This is a genomic window from Devosia sp. P3_B2 (assembly GCF_056402875.1).
Genome location: NZ_JBFUGO010000008.1, coordinates 161,104 through 181,011, shown reverse-complemented (window position 1 = coordinate 181,011; position 19,908 = coordinate 161,104). Strand labels below are relative to the sequence as shown.

Below are 19,908 nucleotides of genomic sequence, written 5' to 3'. Positions count from 1 at the left end.
CGGCGAGAGCATCGACGGGGTGACCTGAAACGGTGTCGGGAGGGGTGCGATGAAGCGCATCTACGTGGTCGGGACAGCCGACACAAAGGGCGAGGAACTTGCCTTCCTCGCGGAGAGAATTCGCGCGCTTGGCGCCGATCCGCTGGTGGTCGACGTGGGGACGCGCGCGCCGACGATCCCGCCCGAGGTCGGCGCGGCCGAGGTTGCTAAGTTCGGCGCGCCGGACCTGCTGGAGGGCAACGATCGCGGCGTCGCCGTGGCCGGGATGGCGGAGGCCTTCGCACGGTTTGTCATAACACGTGATGACATCGGGGGAATGGTGGGCATCGGCGGTGGCGGCGGCACCTCGATTGTCACCGCCGGCATGCGCAAACTGCCGATCGGACTGCCGAAAGTGATGGTCTCCACCCTCGCCTCGGGCGATGTCGGGCCCTATGTCGGGGTGAGCGACATCGTGATGATGCCCTCGGTTACGGACCTGGCCGGGCTCAACCGGATATCACGTGTTATCTTGTCGAACGCAGCGCTCGCTGTCGTAGCGATGAGCGCCAATCCGACGATGGTGGAACCCTCCACCAAACTGGCCGTGGGGCTCACCATGTTCGGGGTGACGACGCCGGCGGTGACGCAGATCGTCGAGTTGCTGACCGGGGCCGTCGAGCCGCTGGTCTTTCACGCCACGGGTACGGGCGGCAAGACTATGGAAATGCTGGTCGATTCCGGCCTCGTCGGCGGGCTGATCGACGTCACCACGACCGAAGTCTGCGACTATCTGCTCGGCGGCGTGCTGCCGGCCGGGCCCGAGCGGCTCGACTGCATCTCGCGGCGAGCAGTGCCTTATGTCGGCTCGGTCGGGGCGTGCGACATGGTCAACTTCTGGGCGCCCGAGACGGTACCAGCGCACTATGCGGACCGCCTGCTCTACTCGCACAACGCCAACGTGACGCTGATGCGCACGAGTGTCGACGAGTGCCGGGCGATCGGGGAATGGATCGGCGGCAAGCTCAATGCTGCCATCGGGCCGGTGCGGTTCCTCATTCCGCTGCGCGGGGTCTCGGCGCTCGATATCGAGGGTGGCGCGTTCCGCGATGCGGAAGCCGATGCCGAACTGTTCGATGCGATCGAGCGGACCGTGCAGTGGGGCGACAACCGGCAGTTGATCCGGCTCGACTGCCATATCAACGATCCCAGCTTCGCCGAGGCGGCAGTGCGCGCCTTTCAGGAAATCACGTCATAGGAGACAGCATGGCTGCCATCGCGCGCGCCGAAATCCTCAGGAAATTCCACGATATGGTGGCCCGCGGGCAGCCGATCGTGGGCGGCGGGGCCGGCACCGGCATCTCGGCCAAGGCCGAAGAAGCCGGCGGCATCGACCTGATCATCATCTACAATTCGGGGCGCTATCGCATGGCCGGGCGCGGCTCGGCGGCGGGGCTGCTCGCCTATGGCAACGCCAACGAGATCGTCAAGGACATGGCGCGCGAGGTGCTACCGGTGGTGAAGCGCACGCCCGTGCTGGCGGGGGTGAACGGGACGGACCCGTTCGTCTTGATGCCGCAGTTTTTGGCGGAGCTCAAAGCCATGGGGTTCTCGGGGGTTCAGAACTTCCCGACCATCGGGCTGTTCGATGGGGTGATGCGGGTGAGCTTCGAGGAGACCGGCATGGGCTATGGGCTCGAGGTGGACATGATCGCCGAGGCGCACAAGCTGGACCTGTTAACGACGCCGTATGTGTTCAATCCCGACGAGGCGGTGGCGATGACCAAAGCCGGGGCGGATATCATCGTCGCGCATATGGGGGTGACGACGGGTGGGGCGATCGGGGCGAAAGCGGCAAAGACGCTGGAGCAGTGCGCGGCGGAGGTCGAGGCGATCGCGGCGGCGGCGCGCGGGGTGCGAGGCGATGTGATCGTATTGTGTCACGGCGGGCCGATTTCGATGCCGGAGGATGCGAGGTTCATCCTCGACCGGGTGAAGGGGTGCCATGGGTTCTATGGCGCGAGCTCGATGGAGCGGCTGCCGGTGGAGGTAGCGATCAAGGCGCAGGTGGAGAGCTTCAAGGGGTTGCGGACGGGGGCGTAACCCGGGCGTTTGAGCGTAACGCACCCCCCACCCTAGCTTTGCTACGGCCCGTTGGGCCTAGCGGCGCTACCCTCCCCGCAAGGGGGAGGGTGGAGCGTGGGGCGCTAGCAGTCGTCTCCCTCCCCCTTGCGGGGAGGGATCAAGGGTGGGGGGTGGGGAGCCCCGATTTGGAGGAGGAACAATGACCGAGAACAACTTCGTCTATCCGCGCGATGTCAGCGCGTTCGGGTTCGATTGGGGAAAGCTGTCGCTCACCGTGGCGCCGGAGGTGAATGGGGCGAAGCGGTTTTCGGGCGGGGTGGTGGATCTGCCGCCGGGCCAGGGGCATAGCCGACACAACCATCCGGGGGCCGAGGAGATCATCTTCGTGATCTCGGGCGAGGGCGAGCAGATGGTGGAGACGCCCGAGGGCGTGCCGGTGGTGCAGAAGGTGGGGCCCGGGTGCACGGTGTTCGTGCCGGAGGACCGATTCCACTCGACGCTCAATACCGGGACCGGACCGATGCAGCTGTTCGTGGTCTATTCGCCGGCCGGACCGGAGCTCGGATTGCGCGATTTGCCGGATTTTCGGCTAATCCCGAAGGGAGAGTAGTGCTAACGTTTCCACTTCCAAGTAACACTGCCACGCTTTACCCTTCGACAGGGCGCGGAGACTCCGCCTAGGAAGCGGAAATGGAACAAGTTTTGTCTCGCCGCCTGGTGGCGGTGTTGTGTGCGGACATAGCGGGATACAGCGCCCTGATCGGCGCTGACGAGTCCGGCACCGTCGCTGCGCTGAAGGGACATCAGACGGCAGTACTGCAGTTGCTCCAGCGCTATGGCGGTCGCGTCGTCGACCTCGCCGGCGATGGCATCGTCGCGGAGTTCAGCAGCACCGTGGGCGCCGTGGAGGCCGCCGTCGCCATGCAGGCGCTGATGGCGGAGCGGAACGCCGACGTGCCGGTCAACAAGCGCATGATCTTCCGCGTCGGGGTCAACCAGGGCGACGTGGTGCACGACGACGCCCACATCTACGGCGACGGCATCAATGTCGCGGCGCGGCTGCAGCAGATTGCCGAGCCGGGCGGGGTCTACGTTTCGAGCAAGGTGTTCGAGGAAGTTCGCGACCGGATGAAGACCGGGTTCCGCGACCTGGGCGAACGAGAGCTGAAGAACATCGCGCGGCCGGTGCGGGTGTTCGAAGTGGTGACCGGCAACGCCCGCAGCACGAAATCGCCGGAATTCGGCCCGGTGACGCCGCGGCGGCCATCCGTCGCCGTGCTGCCGTTCGCCAATATGGGCGGCGATGCCGAGCAGGAGTATTTCGCCGACGGGGTGGTGGAAGACATCATCACCGCGCTGAGCCGGTTCCGCGATTTCGCGGTGGTCGCCCGCAATTCGAGCTTCGTCTACAAGGGCCGCGCTGTCGACGTGCGGCAGGTGGCGCGCGAATTGGGGGTGCGCTACGTGCTCGAAGGCAGTGTTCGGCGGGCCAAGGATCGGCTGCGGATCACAGCGCAGCTGGTGGACGCGGCGACGGGCGCACACCTCTGGGCCGAGAAGTTCGACGGCAAGCTGGACGACGTGTTCGAGTTCCAGGACCAGATCACCAGCAAGGTGGCGTCGCTGGTGGAACCGACCATTCGTTGGGCCGAGATCGAGCGCTCGCGGCGAGAGCGGCCGGACAGCGTCGAGGCGTACGACCTCTATCTACGGGCGCTGCCGATGCACCTGTCGCAGACGCGCGACGCCAATGCCGAGGCGATCGCGCTGCTGCTGAAAGCGATCGACCTCGAGCCGAACAACCCGACCTACCTGGTCTATGCCGGCAACGCCATGCTGCACCGCTCGACCATGGGTTGGCCGGCGATCGGCAATGACGACACCGCGCTCGGCATCGAGCTGGTGGAGCGGGCGCTGGCCAATGCGCGCGACGACGCGGTGGCGCTGTCGCTCAGTTCCATGATGCTGATCCATAACCTGCGCGACTACGATCGCGGGCTGGTGCTGACGCAGCGCGCGGTGGAGACCAACCCGAACAACCTGACGGTGATGATCTTTGCCGGCATCACCCACCTGCATCTCGGCAATCTCGATGACGCGATCGCCTTCAGCGAGCACGCCATCCGGCTCAGCCCCAGCCTCGACGGCGCGCACTGGCCGCTGACGGCAATTGCACACGCGCAACTGGTGAAGGGTAACTACGAGGAATCGCTGAACTGGGCGAAGCGCTCGGTTTCGGCCAATCCGAGCTTCGTCTGCACCTACTGGATGCTGGTCGCGGCAAACGCGCATCTGGGGCGGATGGATGAGGCGAAGCGGCACCTCGCAACACTGAAGCGATTGTCGCCGGGGGTGACGGTTGCCCGGGTATGGGCTGCGCAGCCGCAGAAGGATGCATCGCGGCTCGAAGCGATGCTCGAAGGGCTGCGGCTGGCCGGCCTGGCCGAGGAATAATCACGCCAAAAGGCGCCCGCGGGCCAAGACCCGGCATACGGTCACAATAGCTTCATATGGAACGGGCACCCCTCCCGCTAGCAATCCATGGGTGCCCACGATGAACGACCAAGAGACCAAGACGCCGGCCGAACTCGAGCGGATCAAGCAGGCGATCGCCGACGATTTCGACGAAGAGCTGGAAATGCAGATGGAGGACGACCGGCTTGACGAGCTGGTCGCCGAGGGCATGCAGGGTCCGGCGGCCGATACGATCGACCGCAAGGTGTATTTTCGCGAGCTGTTCCGGCTGCAGCATGAGCTGGTGAAGCTGCAGGACTGGGTGGCCTACAAGAAGCTCAAGATGGTGGTGATCTTCGAGGGCCGCGACTCGGCCGGCAAGGGCGGCGCCATCAAGCGGGTGACGCAGCGGCTGAACCCGCGCGTGGCGCGCGTCGTGGCACTGCCGGCGCCGACCGAGCGCGAGCGGCACCAGTGGTATTTCCAGCGCTACGTGCCGCACCTGCCGACGGCGGGCGAAATGGTGCTGTTCGACCGCTCCTGGTACAATCGGGCGGGCGTCGAGCGGGTGATGGGGTTCTGCACGCCGGACGAGCTCGAGGAGTTCTTCCGCACCGTGCCGGAGTTCGAGCGCATGCTGGTCCGCTCGGGCATCATCCTCGTCAAATACTGGTTCTCGATCACCGACGAGGAACAGGAATTCCGCTTCCAGATGCGGCTGCATGACCCGCTGAAGCAGTGGAAACTCTCACCCATGGACCTCGAAAGCCGGGTGCACTGGGAAGAATACACCAGGGCCAAGGAAGAGATGTTCGATCGCACGCATACGGCGGAAGCGCCGTGGTGGGTGGTGCAAGCGGTGGACAAGAAGCGGGCGCGGCTCAACTGCATCGCGCACCTGTTGAGCCAGGTGAACTACGAGGATGTGCCCAAGCAGGAAGTTGAGCTGCCGGCGCGCGTGCGGCACGCGGATTATGTGCGGCACGCGGTGAAGCCGGAGCTTTATGTGCCGGAGACGTACTGAGGGGGTGACCCCACGCCCTTACCTCAGGTGTCGGCGCCTGCGTCCGCTATGCGCCAGACGCGGTCATCCGTCAGTGCCCGCTGTGCGCTAGCAGGCACACCCACCCTTCGCATCATGGGACGCCCTCACTGACGAACGCGGATGATCGTCTTCCCTGTGCGTCGCTCGGTCGGGTTGAAGGCCGCGACGGCGTCATCGAGGGTCGAGACGTTGCCGATGTTCGTTCGCAGCCGACCATCTCGCACCCGCTGCGCGATCTGTGTCAGTTGGCCACGATGGGACTCGACGACGAAGTCGATCGCCAAACCATCGGCGGGCCGCGCCTCGGCCGGCCCGACAATGGACACCAGTGTTCCTCCGGCTCGAACCAGGCCCGCGGACCGCTTCCCGATGTCGCCGCCGATAAGGTCGAACACCAGATCGACTCCGCCGATGTCTTCCAGGACATCGTTCTCCAGATCGACGAACTCCTGCGCGTCGTAGTCGAGCGCCTTCTGGCGGTCGGCCGCGCGACCGGTGCCGATGACATAGGCGCCGAACTCACGAGCGAGCTGCGCCACCATTGACCCGACCGCGCCAGCGGCGCCGTGCACGAGGACGCTCTGCCCCGCGCGTAGGCGGCCGTGCTCGAAGAGTCCCTGCCACGCGGTCAGGCCAGAGATCGGCAGGCTCGCCCCCGCTGTGAAGTCGAGGTCGCCCGGTAGCGGCGCGAGGTTACGCGCCTCGACGGCCACATACTCAGCCAGCGTGCCGTCGCGATGCCAGTCCGCGAGGCCGAACACCCGCTGTCCCACCGACAGCCCCGTCGTGCCATAACCGAGGGCAGTGACCACTCCGGCCACCTCGTGCCCTGGGATCGACGGCGTCCGTTCACGATCGGCGCGATCGGTCCAAGTCGAGGGCCACGTCAGCTCAGTCGGGACGAACCCTGACGCATGAACCTGAACGACGACGTCATTTATCGCTGCCCGCGGCGCGGGCCGCTCCACCAGCTTCATCCCGGCCGTTCCTGCGGCCTGGTCCGTGACCACGATCGCCCGCATTGGAGCTATCTCCTCGTCATCTATCTCAGCGGATTCGACTTCGTGTATATGCCGATCTGGGGCTGCCGGGAGCGTCAAATGAACGTCCGCTTCGGGCCAGAAGCGGACACCCACACCCTGCGCTCGGGCGTAGGCGTTGTTGCTCGAGTGGCCTCGCCCGCGCCAGCCGGATGCCGATTGCGCGTCGTCTGATGTCGATTCCCCGGGAACCAGCTCGACCATCTGCTGTGAGAACCACAGGAGATGGACATGGACTGGACGCGGATCGGCGGGCAGTGGCCCGAGGACGAGGCGGTGGATCGGCTCGCCGCCATGCGGGCGTGGCAGTTTGGGGTCGAGACGCGGATCGAGGCGGCGGATGACGACCTTCACCAACTGGCCTGCTTGAAGGCAGCGGAAGCGAGGGGTAACAGTCGTCCCTCAATTATTGCGAAGGTTTTCCAATGGCTCTGGGCAACTCCCCCATCGACCCCGTCAAACTCGACAAGCTCGCGGAAGTCGCGATCAAGGTGGGGCTTCAGCTCCAGCCCGGACAAGACCTGGTCCTGACCGCGCCGATGGCGGCGTTGCCATTGGTGCGCAAGATCGCCGAGCACGCCTACAAGGCGGGTGCCGGCGTGGTGCAGCCGATCTTTTCGGATGAGGAGATCACGCTGAACCGCTATCGCCACGCGGCCGACGCCAGCTTCGACAAGGCGCCGGGCTGGCTGTTCGAGGGCATGGCCAAGGCGTTCGACGGCAACGCGGCGCGGCTGGCGATCTCGGGCGACAACCCGATGATGCTGGCGAACGAAGACCCGTCCAAGGTGGCGCGCGCCAACCGCGCAACGTCGATGGCCTACAAGCCGGCGCTGGAGAAGATCACCGGCTTCGACATCAACTGGAACATCGTGTCGTACCCCAATGCCAGCTGGGCCAAGCTGGTGTTCCCGGACGACGCCGAGGACGTGGCGGTGAAGAAGCTGGCCGACGCGATCTTTGCGGCAAGCCGGGTGGATGTCGAGGATCCGATCGGCGCGTGGAAGGCGCACAACGCCAAGCTGAAGGAGCGCTGGACCTGGCTCAACGGGCAGCAGTTCGCCTCGCTGCACTACACCGGGCCGGGCACCGACCTGACCATCGGGCTCGCTGACGAGCATCGCTGGAAGGGCGGCGCGTCGGAAGCGAAGAACGGCATCACTTGCAACCCGAACATCCCGACCGAGGAAGTGTTCACGACGCCGCATAGCCAGCGCGTCGAGGGCTATGTGCGCTCGACCAAGCCGCTGAGCCATAACGGCACGCTGATCGCCGATATCGAGGTGAAGTTCGAGGGCGGGCGGATCGTCGAGGCCAAGGCGTCGAAGGGCGAGGCGGTGCTGCAGAAGGTGCTCGATACCGACGAGGGCTCGCGCCGGCTCGGCGAAGTGGCGCTGGTGCCGCATTCGTCGCCGATCTCGAAGAGCGGCATCCTGTTCTACAACACGCTGTTCGACGAAAATGCCGCCTGCCACATCGCTTTGGGTCAATGCTACGCCGACTGCTTCGTCAACGGCACGAAGATGAGCCCCGACGAGATCGCCAAGCGTGGCGGCAACAAGAGCCTGATCCATATCGACTGGATGATCGGCTCGGACAAGATCGACATCGACGGCATCAAAGCAGACGGCAGCAAAGTGCCCGTTATGCGCAAGGGCGAGTGGGCCTGAGATACATAGGTTTGCTGAGGACTACATTCAGCGAACCTTAACCACCGGGGAAGTTGCCGGTGCGGCGGGGGTCATTCGCCCCCGATCCGTTGATGCGATTAATCTTTTGGCCGACTTCGGTGCTTAGCATGCGGCCGAGGCTGAGGATCGCATGCGCAACAGAGGCACTGCGTCGACGGACGCGCCGCGAGGACGGAGCGCAGAGGCTGCCGCCGAGACGCTGCGGCAGATCGGCAGTGCGACCGGCATTTCCGTGTGGACCTGGCACGGGGTGACTGACCGGGTCTTTCACCCGGCCACCGGCATCGGCGAGGCCGCCAGCAACCAGGGCGTGCCGCTGACCGACATGCTGGCCAGGCTGCATCCGTCGGATCGAGCGCGGGTGCGGCGGCGGCTGCATGCAGCATTGCGGAGCGGCAAATCCGGGACGTTCCGGTTTCGCGGCCTCCCCGACGGCGACCTGACCCTGCAGTTCAGCGCGGCGCATTTCCCGCTCGGCCCCGACGAAGTGCAGGTCATCGTGCAGGACGTGACGCGGACCACGCTCGCCGAACAGGCACTGCGCGAGAGCGAGGATCACTATCGCACGGCGGTGGATCTCAACCCCGAGGTGATGTGGCTGGCCGACCCGGAGGGCAACATCATCGAGTTCGGGCCACGCTGGCTCGAGATGGTGGAACTCAATGCCGAGGGGACGCTGGGCCAGGGCTGGGCCAATGCACTCCACCCGGACGACCTGGCGCCGACCATCGCCGAATGGACCCGCTCGCTCCAGAGCGGCGATCCCGTAGATCTCACCTATCGCATCCGGCTCAAGAGCGGCGAATACCGGTGGATGCGGGCGCGCGCATCGCCCCGCCGCGACAAGCTGGGCCGGATCCTGCGTTGGTATGGCACGCTGGAGGACATTCACGACCGACGGATGGCCGAGGCGGCGCTGCGGGAAAGCGAAGCGTTCGCGCGCTCGATCCTCGAGGCGAGCAATATGGCCATGGAAGTGCTCGACAAGGAGGGCCGGCTGATCTTCATGAACGGCCCGGGCATCCGGATCATGGAGGTCGACGACTTCGAGGCGATCAAGGGGCTCCCGTTCGAGCGGTTCTGGCCGAGCGAGGAGAGGCGGGCTATCCAGGCGGCGATCGCCGCGGCGCTGCAGGGCGAGACGGCGCGGCGCACGCTGTTCGGCCCAACCGCCAAGGGCAAGCCGCGCTGGTGGGATATCTCGATTTCGCCGATCCTCGACGGCGACGGCAATGTGGCGCGACTGCTGGCGCTATCGAGCGATGTCACCGAGGCCAAGCAGAATGAGGCCGAAGTCGTCGCCAGCGCTACGCGGCTCGACTATCTGGCGCGGCACGACACGCTGACCGGCCTGCCCAATCGCATGCACTTCCAGGAAGGCATGGACCTGGCGCTGCTCAAGCTGCTCAACGGGATCACGCTGGCGGTGCTGTCGATCGACCTCGACGATTTCAAGCTGGTCAACGACACGCTCGGGCACCTGGCCGGCGACATGCTGCTGCGCGAGGTGGCCGGACGGCTCGACCGCTGTGCCGGCGAGCGCGACCTGGTGGCGCGGCTGGGCGGCGATGAATTTGCGCTGCTGCTGGAAGTGAGCCAGCCGGAGGACGCCGCCGCCACCGCGCAGGCGATCCTCGCGGCGCTGGCGACGCCGTTCGAGATCGACGGCGAAACGGTGAGCGTCGGCGCCAGCATCGGCATTGCGATTGCGCCGCGAGATGGGCGCGATGCGGACAGCCTGCTGCAATATGCCGACGTGGCGCTGTATCGCGTGAAGAGCGACAAGGGCCGGGACTACCGTTTTTTCGAGCCGTCCATGGACCAGGAGCTCCGAGCGCGGCGCGAGATGAAGCGCGACCTGTCGCTGGCGCTGGGGCGCGGCGAGCTATCGGTGGTGTACCAGCCGCAGATCGATATCGGCAGCAACCGACTGACCGGCTTCGAGGCCCTGCTGCGCTGGGACTGCGCGGGGCGAGGCTCGGTGTCGCCGATGGTGTTCATCCCGCTGGCCGAGGAAAGCGGGATCATCGACGCGATCGGGGCGTTCGTGCTGCAGCAGGCGTGTGCGGAAGCGGCCCGCTGGCCGGAGACCGTGTCGCTGGCAGTGAACCTGTCGCCGGCGCAGTTCCGCAACCGCGCGGTGGTACAGGCGGTGGCCACCGCCCTGGAGCAGACCGGTCTGGCGCCGGAGCGGCTGGAGCTCGAGATCACCGAGTCCGTGCTGTTCGACGAGAGCGCGGAGGCGCTGGCGGCGCTCGAGGAACTGCACCGCATGGGCATCAGGGTGGCGCTGGACGATTTCGGCACCGGCTACTCGTCGCTGAGCTATCTGCGCCGCTTCGCCTTCGACAAGATCAAGATCGACCGCTCGTTTGTCGCCGACCTGCCGGGCGCCGAGGACTCTGCGGCCATCGTTCGGGCGATCATCGGGTTGGGGCGGTCGCTGAAGACGCGGGTGACGGCCGAGGGGGTGGAGACCTGGGAGCAGCTGCTGATGTTGCGCGCCGAGGGCTGCAACGAAGCCCAGGGCTACCTGTTCAGCAGGCCGCTGCCGCAGGCCCAGGCGCGCCGCCTGGCCGAGACCGGATTGGTGGCGCAGCCGCGGGCCGCCGCGGAGCAGCGCCAGCACGGCTGATACGAACCAATACTTAACTGCCGCAAGGCTAGCTTTCGGCTGCCACCATTCCTGCCCGTTACGGACCCCTATGTTCGACAAGCAGTTGATCGCCACCTCATCGCAGTCGCTGGCTGACGTGGAACCCATTCCGGCATTGACCGACGCGGACCGCGCGCTCCAGCTTTATGAGCTGCACGAAGGCTACGGACAGTGGAAGGTGATCTTCCCGGGCACGGTAGTGCTGTCGGACCGGGTCGCCGAAATGTACGGCCTCGTGCCCGATGGGTCGGTGCCACTGCAGGACATGGTGAAGCTCTATGTGCCTGAAGATCGCGGCAAGCTGCTGACGCTGATCGCCCAGGCACTGCAGGACCGGCGCGGCTTTCGCTGCCGGCTGCGGATCGAGCGGCGCGACGGCGCGCTGAGGATGATCGAGACCATCGCTGACCTGAGGGTGCGCGACGGCCGGGTAATCGAGCTGTTCGGCGCCAGTCGCGACGTGACGCAGGACATGGAGCGTGAGCTGCAGGTGCAGGGTCGACTGAAGCTGGTGCAGGACCTGGTCGCCGACATGCCGGCGCCGATCGCCGTGCTGGACGAGAAGCTCCGCGTGCTCGACTGCTCCGTGTACTGGCTGAAGGCGCACCGTTTCGTCGAGCGGCGCGAGGTGATCGGCAAGACCATCGCCCAGTTGTTCCCCGATACGCCGCCCGAGCAGATCGCTGAATATGAGGCGGCGCTGAAGGGGCAGACCGTGAAGACGCGGCGGACCTTCGCCAGCCCGACCAGCGGCGCGGCGGTGCAGTTCGCGACTGTGCTGACCCCCTGGTACGTGGCCGATCGCAAGGTCGGTGGCATCACGGTTGTCGTGGGGTGGTCGGAGATTGCCACCACCAAGCGCGCCGGCCCCGCACCCGCGCCCGTCGAGGACTTCGACGGCTCACTGCTCGATATGCTGAAGAACGTGAGCTGACGGGGCTGAGTTGAGGGGCCGGTGGCTGTGGCCCCCCCGCACCGGCTTGCGTCATACGCCCTTTTCCCCGATTGAAGCGGCATGAAGCTGCCGCCCCTCCCCATCGATGAGGCCCTGCCCCGGCTGACGGCTGCGCTGGAGGCTGGACCCTATGCCGTGCTGGTGGCGCCGCCAGGGGCCGGTAAGACGACGCGGGTGCCGCTGGCGCTGCTCGATGCGCCGTGGCGGGGTGACGGCCGGATCGTGATGCTGGAGCCGCGGCGGCTGGCGGCGCGGGCGGCGGCGCGGCGGATGGCGCAATCGCTCGATGACGAAGTTGGCGGCGTGGTCGGCTATCGCGTCAGGCTCGACGCCAAGGTGACGAAGCGCACGCGGATCGAGGTGGTGACCGAGGGGGTGTTCACCCGGATGATCCTCGACGATCCGGAGTTAACGGGCATTGCCGCGGTGCTGTTCGACGAGTTCCACGAGCGAAGCCTTGATGCCGATCTCGGGCTGGCGCTGGCGCTGGATGCGGCGGCGTTGCGCGACGACCTGCGGGTGCTGGTGATGTCGGCGACGATCGATGGGGCGCGGGTGGCAGAGCTGCTCGACGGAGCGCCGGTGATCGTCTCGGAGGGGCGGGCGTTTCCGGTGGAGACGATCTGGCGCGACCGCGATCCGCTTTTGAAGATCGAGGATCAAGTGACGAGCGTGGTGCTGGAAGCGCTGCGGGCGCAGCCGGGTTCGGCGCTGGTGTTCTTGCCCGGGCAAGCCGAAATCGGGCGGGTGGCGGAGCGGCTCGCCGGCCGAGTTGCGGCGGATGTGGATATCGCGCCGCTTTACGGTCAGCTGACGCCAGAGGAGCAGGATCGCGCGGCGCAGCCGGCACCGAACGGGCGGCGCAAGGTGGTGCTGGCGACGTCGATTGCGGAGACGTCGCTGACCATCGAGGGGGTGCGGATCGTCGTCGATAGCGGGCTCAGGCGTGCGCCGGCCTACGAGCCGGCGACTGGGCTATCGGTGCTCGAAACGCGGAAGGTGTCGCGGGCCTCGGCGGATCAGCGGCGGGGGCGTGCGGGGCGTGTCGAGCCGGGGGTGTGCTACCGGTTGTGGGGCGAGGGGCAGAACGCGGCGCTCATGGCGTTCGATGCGCCGGAGATGCTGGAGGCGGACCTTTCTGGGCTGGCGCTGGACCTTGCCGGCTGGGGAGTGAGTGATCCGGCGCAGCTGAGGTTTCTCGATCCGCCGCCGGGGCCGGCTTGGAACGAGGCGGTGGGGCTGCTGAAGGGGCTCGAGGCGCTGGGCGATGACGGTCGGATCACCGCGGAGGGCAAGGCGCTGGCGCGGCTGCCGCTGCATCCGCGGCTGGGGCACATGATCCATCGGGCGGCGGAGGAAGATGACGCGCTGACGGCGGCGCAACTCGCGGTGCTGATCGGCGAGCGCGGGCTGGGCGGCGATGACACTGACCTGACGCACCGGCTCGAGCGGTTCGGGCGCGAGCGCGGCAAGCGGGCCGACGAAGCGCATGGGCTGGCGCGGCGCTGGGCCGGGATGGTCGGCAACACTGGTTCCGGCGGCGAGGTGGGACGGCATTTGGCACGGGCTTACCCGGATCGCGTGGCGCAGCAGGCGGGCGCGCGGGGACGGTTCCGGCTGGCCAACGGGCGGCAGGCGAGCCTCGAGGAGAGCGACGGGCTGGCGAGCGCGCCATATCTTGTGGTGACCGACATCACCGGCGCGGCGGCGACGGGCCGGATCCGGGCGGCGGCGGCGATCGAGCGGGCGACGATCGAGGAACTGTTCGCGGGCGAGATCGTCGACGAGGTGGCGATGGCGTTCGATCGCGCTTCGCGCAGCGTGCGGGCCCGACGTGTGCGGCGGCTCGGGGCGCTGCGGCTGGATGAGGCGCCGGTGGCGATTTCCGATCCGCTGGTGGCGGCGGGGGCGCTGGCGGAGGGGATCGCTGGGCTTGGGGTCGGCATGTTGCCGTGGACCAAGGAGCAGAAGGCGCTGCGTGAGCGGGCGAGCTATCTGCGGGCGACGCTGGGCGAGGAATGGCCGGACCTCTCGGATGCGGGGCTGGCGGTGGATATGGGCTGGCTGGTGCCTTCGATCACCGGCAAGACGGCGCTGGCGGAGATCGGGGCGGACGACCTGGGCGGGGCGCTCGAGGGGCTGCTGCCGTGGGCGCGGCGGCAGGAGATCGAACGGTTGCTGCCATCGCATTTCAGCGCACCATCGGGATCGCATCTGCCGATCGACTACGGGGCGGAGAACGGGCCTGCCCTGGAGGTGCGGGTGCAGGAGCTCTTCGGGCTGGACCGGCATCCGAGTGTTGCAGGTGGGAAGGTGCCGCTGCTTTTGGTGCTGCTGAGCCCCGCGCATCGGCCAATCCAGACGACGCGCGACCTGCCGGGGTTCTGGCGCGGGAGCTGGAAGGACGTGGCGAAGGACTTGAAGGGGCGATACCCGCGGCACTATTGGCCGGAGAATCCGCTGGATGCGGCGGCCACGGCGCGGGCTAAGCCGCGGGGGACTTGAGCTAGCGCCCGGGCGCGACCGCCAAGCGCAGCACAGTATAGCGCTCTCTCACCACCGTCGGCTCGAAGCCGCGGGTTTCGTAGAGCGAACGCGGGCCGCGGAAGTGGCCGGCGTCGTTCTGCTCCGGGGTATTGTGCGGGTAGGCCTCGACCCAGCCGGCGCCGCGTTCGGCCGCGTCGGCAATCACGCGATCGAGCAGAGCAGACGCAATGCCGTGCCGCCGATATGGCGGGGCGATGACGAAGCACGAGACGCCGATGACCCGGGCTGGCTCCGGCCCCGCCGGATCGACATCGCGATAGAGGCCATAGTCGGCGCGCAGCGAGGCGTTGACCCAACCGGCTGGCCGGCCATCGACGTAGGCGAGATAGCCGAAGGTGCCGCCACCGCGGAAGCGTTCGGCGAGGGTTGCTCGGGACTGGCGCCACGGGCGCTCCGGCATTTCGGGTGGCGCCGGAATATGCGGTTCGAGGCAATAGCAGGAGGCCCAGTCCGGATTACCGGCGAAGGCGTCGTGATCGAAGTAGCGCAGCCAGTCGTCGATGCGGTCGGTGGTGACCGCATGCACGGACACCTCCCCGATCTCGGGCAGCCGCTCGGTGTCGCCGCCGAGCCGGTCCACCGCTTCGGCGAAGTTGCGGGCATAGTTGCGGACCGCCTGCTCGGGGTAGGACCACGCATGCACCTCGGTGCCATGCGCGACGAAGGCGTCCTCGACGGCATCGGCAGTTGCGGCCTCGATTAGGGTACCGCACTCGAAGCATCTGGCCTGCACAGGCTCCTCCTCAGCAGAACCGGCACACTAACAACAGACCTTACGGCCCGGCCGTTCGCAACACCGCCAAAAACTCCGCCCCGTAGCGCTTCAGCTTGCTCTCGCCGATGCCGTTGATGGTGCCCAGCTCTGTCATCGTCTGCGGGCGTTCCAGGGCCATGGCGCGGAGCGTCGTGTCGTGGAACACGACGTAGGGCGGCACTCCCTGGGATTTGGCGATGGCGGCGCGTTCTGAACGCAACGCCTCGAAGAGGGACTGAGCCGCGGGCGGTAGCGCCACGGCGTTCTGCAGGGCACGGCGAGTTTCGGTGGCTTTGCGCGGGCGGTCGCGGCGGAGGGTGATCTTGCGCTCGCCCTTGAAGACGGGGCGGGATTCCTCGGTGAGGCGCAGGGCGCCGAAGGCGTGGTCGACGATGATCAGGCCCATGGCAGTTAGCTGGCGGAGCACCGATTGCCAGGAGCGCTGGTCGAGGTCCCTGCCCTGCCCGAACACCGGCTGGTCCTGATGACTGAACTGGGTGACCTTGTCGGTGACCTTGCCCATCAGCACATCGATGATGTGGCCCGCGCCGAAGCGCTGGCCGGTACGGTAGACCGCGGCCATGGCCTTGATGGCGGCGTCCGAGCCGTCCCAGGTTTCGACCGGCACGAGGCAGGTGTCGCAGTTGTTGCACTGGCCGGGATGCGCTTCGCCGAAGTGGGCGAGGATGGCCTTGCGGCGGCATTCCGGGGTTTCGCAGACGGCGAGCAGCGCGGTGAGCTTCAGGCGCTCGACGCGCTTCACTTCGTCGGGGGCGTTGCCCTCGTCGATCATGCGGCGGCGCTGCGCCACGTCGGCCATGCCGTAGCACATCCAGGCTTCGGCCGGCAGTCCGTCGCGGCCGGCGCGGCCGGTCTCCTGGTAGTAGGCCTCAATCGATGACGGGAGATCCATGTGGGCGACGTAGCGGACGTCGGGCTTATCGATGCCCATGCCGAACGCCACGGTGGCGACGAGGCAGAGGCTGTCCTCTTTCAGGAAAGCGTCCTGGTTGGCAGCGCGGTCGCGGGCGTTCATGCCGGCGTGATAGGGCAGCGCGCGGATGCCCTCCTTGTTCAGCCATTCGGCTGTGGTGTCGACCTTGGCGCGGCTGAGGCAGTAGACGATGCCGGAGCTGCCGTTGTGGCGGGCGAGGAAGCTCTTCAGCTGCGAGCGGGCGTTGTCGCGCTCGACGATCGAGTAGCTGATGTTGTGGCGATCGAAGCTGGTCGTGAAGATGCGGGCGTCGGTGAGGCCGAGCCGCTCGATGATATCGTCGCGGGTGGTTGGGTCGGCAGTGGCGGTGAGCGCGATGCGCGGCACGCCGGGATAATCGGCGGCGATCGAGGCGAGTTCGCGATATTCGGGGCGGAAGTCGTGGCCCCACTGCGAAACGCAATGCGCCTCGTCGATGGCGATGAGCGAGATCGGTACGCCCTGCATCATCGACTTGAAGCCGGGAAGCACCAAGCGCTCGGGCGCGACATAGAGCAGGTCGAGCTTGCCGGACTTGAGATCGCGGAAGGTGCGGGAGGATTCCTCGGACGAGATCGATGAGTTGAGCGTCGCGGCGTTGACGCCGGCCTGCTTCAGCGCCTCGACCTGATCGCGCATCAGGGCGATGAGCGGCGAGACGACGATGCCGACGCCAGGGCGCGCCAGGGCCGGCAGCTGGTAGCACATCGACTTGCCGGCGCCGGTGGGGAACAACACCACCGCATCGCCGCCACCGGTAACGTGGCGGACAACGTCCTCCTGCTGGCCCCGAAAACTCTGGTGACCGAATACGGTACGCAGGATTTCAGCGGGGTCGCGCGCCGGCGTGTCGAAGAGCGACTCAAGCATGGCGGCATAGAGCCGGGACCCGGGGGGTGGGGTCAAGGGTTTGTTAAGAATGTGAGGGGGCGCCGTCGCTCATCGCGCACCCCCTCCGAGCTTCGCTAGTTCGCTGCGCTCACAAGCTACGCTTGCTTCCCCCGTCGAGGGGGAGGTTGGGGGCCGGTGGGTGGGCAGGGACGGTGCCTCACCCGCCGGCCTTTCCGTCACTTCACGTCGATGAACGCGAGGGCGGTTTCGGCGAGCTTGGGTGAGGTCATCATGGTGTAGTGGGTGACGCCGGGGAGGATGGCGAGGCGGTTCTGGTTCATGCCCGAGCTATCCCACAGGGCATCCTGCAGGCCGCCGCCGAGCAGCTCGAAGAACTTCGCGGCGTGGCTGGTGCGGACGGCGTCCCAGTCGCCGTAGACCAGCTGGGTGGGGACCTTGAGGTTGGGGATTTCGGCCGAGAAGTCATAGTCCTTGCCCATGTACTGCATCTGGTCGAGCAGCTTGGGGAAATTGGTCGCGGGGTCGGCGTTCACGGCTGCGAAGGCTTCGTAGAGCGGCGTGCCCTTCATGCCTTCGGCGAGGCTCGCGTTGAGCCCGCGCATGCCCTGCTGATTGTAGTCGTGCCAGCCGGCAAAGGCGAAGGGGGCCGACGCGATGACCAGCCGCTTGACCAGCTCGGGGTGAGCGAGCGCGAGGCGGAGGCCGATGGTGCCGCCCATCGAGTAGCCGACGACGTCGACCTTGTCGTAGCCGAGCGACTTAATGACCTCGGCGACATCGGCGGCCATGTTGTCGAAGCTCATCGGGCGGTCGAGCGGGCCGGTGCGGCCGTGGCCCTGCGCCTCGATTGCGATCACCTCGTGGGTTTTGGCGAGGGCGGGGAGGACGGGGCCGAAAGTCTCGATCGTCATCAGGCCGCCGTGCAGAAGAACCAGCGGGGATCCGCTGCCATAGGTGGCGTAGTAGACCTTGCCGCCGTTGACGGGAACGTAGCCGGACTTGGTGGGGGTGGGCATGGGAGCAACTCCTTGTTGGGCAATCGATGAAGTAGCCGGCGACGCGAGAGCAAAGCTGGCGAGGACGGCGATGGCAAGGACAGTTCGGCGTAGCATTGGAAGTCTCCGGGTTGGATATGGCTCCGCCGGTCCCGCGGGAGTGCGGGTTGGTGGAGGGTGATCACTGAGGTTTTGGCCGCCCCCTCCACCAGCTCTGCTGGTCCCCCTCCCCCGCCACGCGGGGGAGGATCGGGGAGAGGCTGGTGGCTTAGGTCGTCAGCATTTCGATGGCCTTTTGCACGCGGCGGAGGCGGGTGTCGGGGGCCTTGGCGCCTTCGATGGCGGTGACGTGGGCCTTCTTGTGGCTGGGGGCCAGCTTGTTCCAGGCGGCCAGCGCGACGGGGTCGGCGTCGAGGGCGGCCTGCAGGTCGCCGGGGGCTTCGACGATGCGGGGCTGGTCGTCGAGGGTCAGCTCGACCTCGTGGGTCTCGCTGCCTTTTACGCCGGTGATGCCGCGGATCTCAGCGCTGACGCCGACCAGCAGCCTGTCGCCCATGGTGGCGACCTTGCTGCGCCAGGTGTGGCCGGCGAGGGTGACGACGACCAGCGGGTTCTTGCCGCCGCCGAGCTCGTCGCGCACCGCCGATGGCACGATGATGCCGGTGTTGTTGCCGGACTGCAGGATGGTGGTGGTGAACTTCATCTGGGTTCTCCAACGGTGGCGAGGTGTGCAGCGAGCTTGTCGAAGCTCTGTTCGGTGCCTTCGCGGAAGCCACGGCGAACGACGGCGTCCTTCTGGTCGGCAGTGTCGAAATAGGCGTTGAGCGTCAGCCGGGTGCGGCCGTTGCCGATGTCGTCGAGGGTGATGACGCGGACGAAGCTCGGCGGCGGGTTGTCGCCGAAGATCTTCGGATCGGCCGCTGCGTTGCGGTAAACGATCCGCTCGGGCGGCGTCACCTCGATGAAGACGCTGTCGGTCGGCAGCTCCTTGCCGTCGGGCGCCCGCATCACGTTGTGCCACTTGCCGCCGACGCGCAGATCGATCTCGCAGACCGGATTGGTGTAGCCCTTCGGGCCCCACCACTGGCTGAGATGATAGGGATCGGCGAAGGCCATCCAGACCAGCTCGCGCGGGGCATCGAACTCGCGCTCGAGTTCGAGCCGGCGATCGGAGGGCGTGGCGGCAAGCGAGTCGATCATTTCGCGGTTTCCTGCAGCTCGGCGAGGAGCTGGTCCATGACCATGAAGCCGTGGCGCATCCCGACCTCCATGCCCGAGGCGACCATGCCGTCGCGATCTCCGATGTTGTCGTAGTTGGAGACTGATTTGTAATGCGTGATCGCGCCGTCTTCCTCGAAGGTGTGGGTCTCGACCACAACCTTGCCGACGAACATGTTCTCCATACCGAAGGTCCAGACGAACTTCTCCGGCTCGTTCACCTCGCGGTACTCGCCGATGAAGATGTAGACGTTGCCGCTGGGGTCGTGGGACTCGACGCGCCACTTGCCGCCGGGGCGGACATCGAACGAGGTGATGATGTTCTTTTGGCCCTCAGTACCCCACCAGCGGGCAACGTGCTCCGGCTGGGTCATGACCTTCCAGACGAGGGCGCGCGGGGCGGCGAAATCACGAGTGGCAATGACGATGGGCTCGTTCGCCGGGGCTTCGATCTTGAGGTTGTCGAGTGCCATTTTCAGCTCCTTGAGTTTCATCAGGTAGGCGTCGAGGCGATCTAGGCTTTCTTGCCAGTACCGCCAGTAAAGTACGAACCAGTGTTCCGTTCCGGCGCGTTGCCTTTGCCGTTGGCGCAAGGCTTCGCCGTCGCGCTGCCGGCGGTAGTCCGAGAGCGCTATGACCTTGGGTCGCTGCATTGTTGTTTCGG

Annotated in this window: 16 protein-coding genes; 9 read left to right on the top strand and 7 right to left on the bottom strand. The window is 66.8% G+C overall.

Annotated elements, in window-relative coordinates; genetic code table 11:
* Window positions 1-49 precede the first annotated feature (49 nt).
* From AC1DV8_RS13645 to ppk2, 5 genes are all read left to right on the top strand, one after another.
* Window positions 50-1,237 (top strand): Tm-1-like ATP-binding domain-containing protein, encoded by a 1,188-nt coding sequence (locus AC1DV8_RS13645; protein ID WP_477157820.1) that lies wholly within the window; start codon window positions 50-52, stop codon window positions 1,235-1,237.
* 8 nt (window positions 1,238-1,245) lie between these two features.
* On the top strand, window positions 1,246-2,082 hold the full coding sequence (locus AC1DV8_RS13640; protein ID WP_477157819.1) for a phosphoenolpyruvate hydrolase family protein: 837 nt from the start codon (window positions 1,246-1,248) through the stop codon (window positions 2,080-2,082).
* A 181-nt stretch (window positions 2,083-2,263) separates the two neighbouring features.
* Entirely contained in the window at window positions 2,264-2,674 is a 411-nt protein-coding gene (locus AC1DV8_RS13635) for a cupin domain-containing protein (RefSeq protein WP_477150647.1), read from the top strand.
* Window positions 2,675-2,754: 80 nt separating this feature from the next.
* Window positions 2,755-4,518, top strand: coding sequence for an adenylate/guanylate cyclase domain-containing protein (locus AC1DV8_RS13630; protein WP_477157818.1), 1,764 nt, complete (start codon window positions 2,755-2,757; stop codon window positions 4,516-4,518).
* A 100-nt stretch (window positions 4,519-4,618) separates the two neighbouring features.
* A complete protein-coding gene (gene ppk2, locus AC1DV8_RS13625) occupies window positions 4,619-5,542 on the top strand; it encodes a polyphosphate kinase 2 (protein WP_477157817.1) in 924 nt (307 codons plus the stop codon).
* A 125-nt stretch (window positions 5,543-5,667) separates the two neighbouring features.
* On the opposite strand, the gene AC1DV8_RS13620 is transcribed toward ppk2, so the two are convergent.
* Complete coding sequence (locus AC1DV8_RS13620) at window positions 5,668-6,585, bottom strand: NADP-dependent oxidoreductase (RefSeq protein WP_477157845.1); 918 nt, start codon at window positions 6,583-6,585, stop codon at window positions 5,668-5,670.
* A gap of 443 nt (window positions 6,586-7,028) precedes the next feature.
* Between AC1DV8_RS13620 and AC1DV8_RS13615 the strand changes: the two genes are divergently transcribed.
* From AC1DV8_RS13615 to hrpB, 4 genes are all read left to right on the top strand, one after another.
* On the top strand, window positions 7,029-8,273 hold the full coding sequence (locus AC1DV8_RS13615; RefSeq protein ID WP_477150652.1) for an aminopeptidase: 1,245 nt from the start codon (window positions 7,029-7,031) through the stop codon (window positions 8,271-8,273).
* 151 nt (window positions 8,274-8,424) lie between these two features.
* Window positions 8,425-10,929 (top strand): sensor domain-containing protein, encoded by a 2,505-nt coding sequence (locus tag AC1DV8_RS13610; protein WP_477157816.1) that lies wholly within the window; start codon window positions 8,425-8,427, stop codon window positions 10,927-10,929.
* A 70-nt stretch (window positions 10,930-10,999) separates the two neighbouring features.
* Window positions 11,000-11,884 (top strand): PAS domain-containing protein, encoded by an 885-nt coding sequence (locus AC1DV8_RS13605; RefSeq protein ID WP_477157815.1) that lies wholly within the window; start codon window positions 11,000-11,002, stop codon window positions 11,882-11,884.
* A gap of 81 nt (window positions 11,885-11,965) precedes the next feature.
* Entirely contained in the window at window positions 11,966-14,410 is a 2,445-nt protein-coding gene (hrpB, locus tag AC1DV8_RS13600) for an ATP-dependent helicase HrpB (RefSeq protein WP_477157814.1), read from the top strand.
* A 1-nt stretch (window position 14,411) separates the two neighbouring features.
* On the opposite strand, the gene AC1DV8_RS13595 is transcribed toward hrpB, so the two are convergent.
* The 6 genes from AC1DV8_RS13595 to AC1DV8_RS13570 all read right to left on the bottom strand — a co-directional run bounded on the left by AC1DV8_RS13595 (window position 14,412) and on the right by AC1DV8_RS13570 (window position 19,897).
* Window positions 14,412-15,185 carry an N-acetyltransferase family protein gene (locus AC1DV8_RS13595; protein WP_477150656.1) on the bottom strand — a complete coding sequence of 258 codons (774 nt, stop codon included), beginning with the start codon at window positions 15,183-15,185 and terminating at the stop codon, window positions 14,412-14,414.
* A 40-nt stretch (window positions 15,186-15,225) separates the two neighbouring features.
* A complete protein-coding gene (gene recQ, locus AC1DV8_RS13590; protein WP_477157813.1) occupies window positions 15,226-17,049 on the bottom strand; it encodes a DNA helicase RecQ in 1,824 nt (607 codons plus the stop codon).
* Between the two features lie 197 nt (window positions 17,050-17,246).
* Window positions 17,247-18,047 (bottom strand): alpha/beta fold hydrolase, encoded by an 801-nt coding sequence (locus tag AC1DV8_RS13585; protein WP_477157812.1) that lies wholly within the window; start codon window positions 18,045-18,047, stop codon window positions 17,247-17,249.
* Window positions 18,048-18,294: 247 nt separating this feature from the next.
* Window positions 18,295-18,729 (bottom strand): YdeI/OmpD-associated family protein, encoded by a 435-nt coding sequence (locus AC1DV8_RS13580; protein ID WP_477157811.1) that lies wholly within the window; start codon window positions 18,727-18,729, stop codon window positions 18,295-18,297.
* Entirely contained in the window at window positions 18,726-19,226 is a 501-nt protein-coding gene (locus tag AC1DV8_RS13575) for an SRPBCC domain-containing protein (RefSeq protein ID WP_477157810.1), read from the bottom strand. Before AC1DV8_RS13575 ends, AC1DV8_RS13580 begins: the two co-directional genes overlap by 4 nt.
* Window positions 19,223-19,897: an SRPBCC domain-containing protein gene (locus AC1DV8_RS13570; RefSeq protein ID WP_477157809.1), complete on the bottom strand. Its 675-nt coding sequence runs from the start codon at window positions 19,895-19,897 to the stop codon at window positions 19,223-19,225. The genes AC1DV8_RS13575 and AC1DV8_RS13570 overlap by 4 nt, the downstream gene beginning before the upstream one ends.
* Window positions 19,898-19,908: the final 11 nt, after the last annotated feature.

What these genes read in the sequence shown, in the direction of transcription:
- AC1DV8_RS13640 (WP_477157819.1), top strand. Translation starts at nt 1,246, where the DNA reads ATGGCTGCCATCGCGCGCGCCGAAATCCTCAGGAAATTCCACGATATG.
- AC1DV8_RS13605 (WP_477157815.1), top strand. Translation starts at nt 11,000, where the DNA reads ATGTTCGACAAGCAGTTGATCGCCACCTCATCGCAGTCGCTGGCTGAC.
- AC1DV8_RS13570 (WP_477157809.1), bottom strand. Translation starts at nt 19,897, where the DNA reads ATGCAGCGACCCAAGGTCATAGCGCTCTCGGACTACCGCCGGCAGCGC.
- ppk2 (WP_477157817.1), top strand. Translation starts at nt 4,619, where the DNA reads ATGAACGACCAAGAGACCAAGACGCCGGCCGAACTCGAGCGGATCAAG.
- AC1DV8_RS13620 (WP_477157845.1), bottom strand. Translation starts at nt 6,585, where the DNA reads ATGCGGGCGATCGTGGTCACGGACCAGGCCGCAGGAACGGCCGGGATG.
- AC1DV8_RS13580 (WP_477157811.1), bottom strand. Translation starts at nt 18,729, where the DNA reads ATGAAGTTCACCACCACCATCCTGCAGTCCGGCAACAACACCGGCATC.
- AC1DV8_RS13615 (WP_477150652.1), top strand. Translation starts at nt 7,029, where the DNA reads ATGGCTCTGGGCAACTCCCCCATCGACCCCGTCAAACTCGACAAGCTC.
- AC1DV8_RS13585 (WP_477157812.1), bottom strand. Translation starts at nt 18,047, where the DNA reads ATGCCCACCCCCACCAAGTCCGGCTACGTTCCCGTCAACGGCGGCAAG.
- AC1DV8_RS13630 (WP_477157818.1), top strand. Translation starts at nt 2,755, where the DNA reads ATGGAACAAGTTTTGTCTCGCCGCCTGGTGGCGGTGTTGTGTGCGGAC.
- AC1DV8_RS13610 (WP_477157816.1), top strand. Translation starts at nt 8,425, where the DNA reads ATGCGCAACAGAGGCACTGCGTCGACGGACGCGCCGCGAGGACGGAGC.
- AC1DV8_RS13575 (WP_477157810.1), bottom strand. Translation starts at nt 19,226, where the DNA reads ATGATCGACTCGCTTGCCGCCACGCCCTCCGATCGCCGGCTCGAACTC.
- recQ (WP_477157813.1), bottom strand. Translation starts at nt 17,049, where the DNA reads ATGCTTGAGTCGCTCTTCGACACGCCGGCGCGCGACCCCGCTGAAATC.
- hrpB (WP_477157814.1), top strand. Translation starts at nt 11,966, where the DNA reads ATGAAGCTGCCGCCCCTCCCCATCGATGAGGCCCTGCCCCGGCTGACG.
- AC1DV8_RS13635 (WP_477150647.1), top strand. Translation starts at nt 2,264, where the DNA reads ATGACCGAGAACAACTTCGTCTATCCGCGCGATGTCAGCGCGTTCGGG.
- AC1DV8_RS13645 (WP_477157820.1), top strand. Translation starts at nt 50, where the DNA reads ATGAAGCGCATCTACGTGGTCGGGACAGCCGACACAAAGGGCGAGGAA.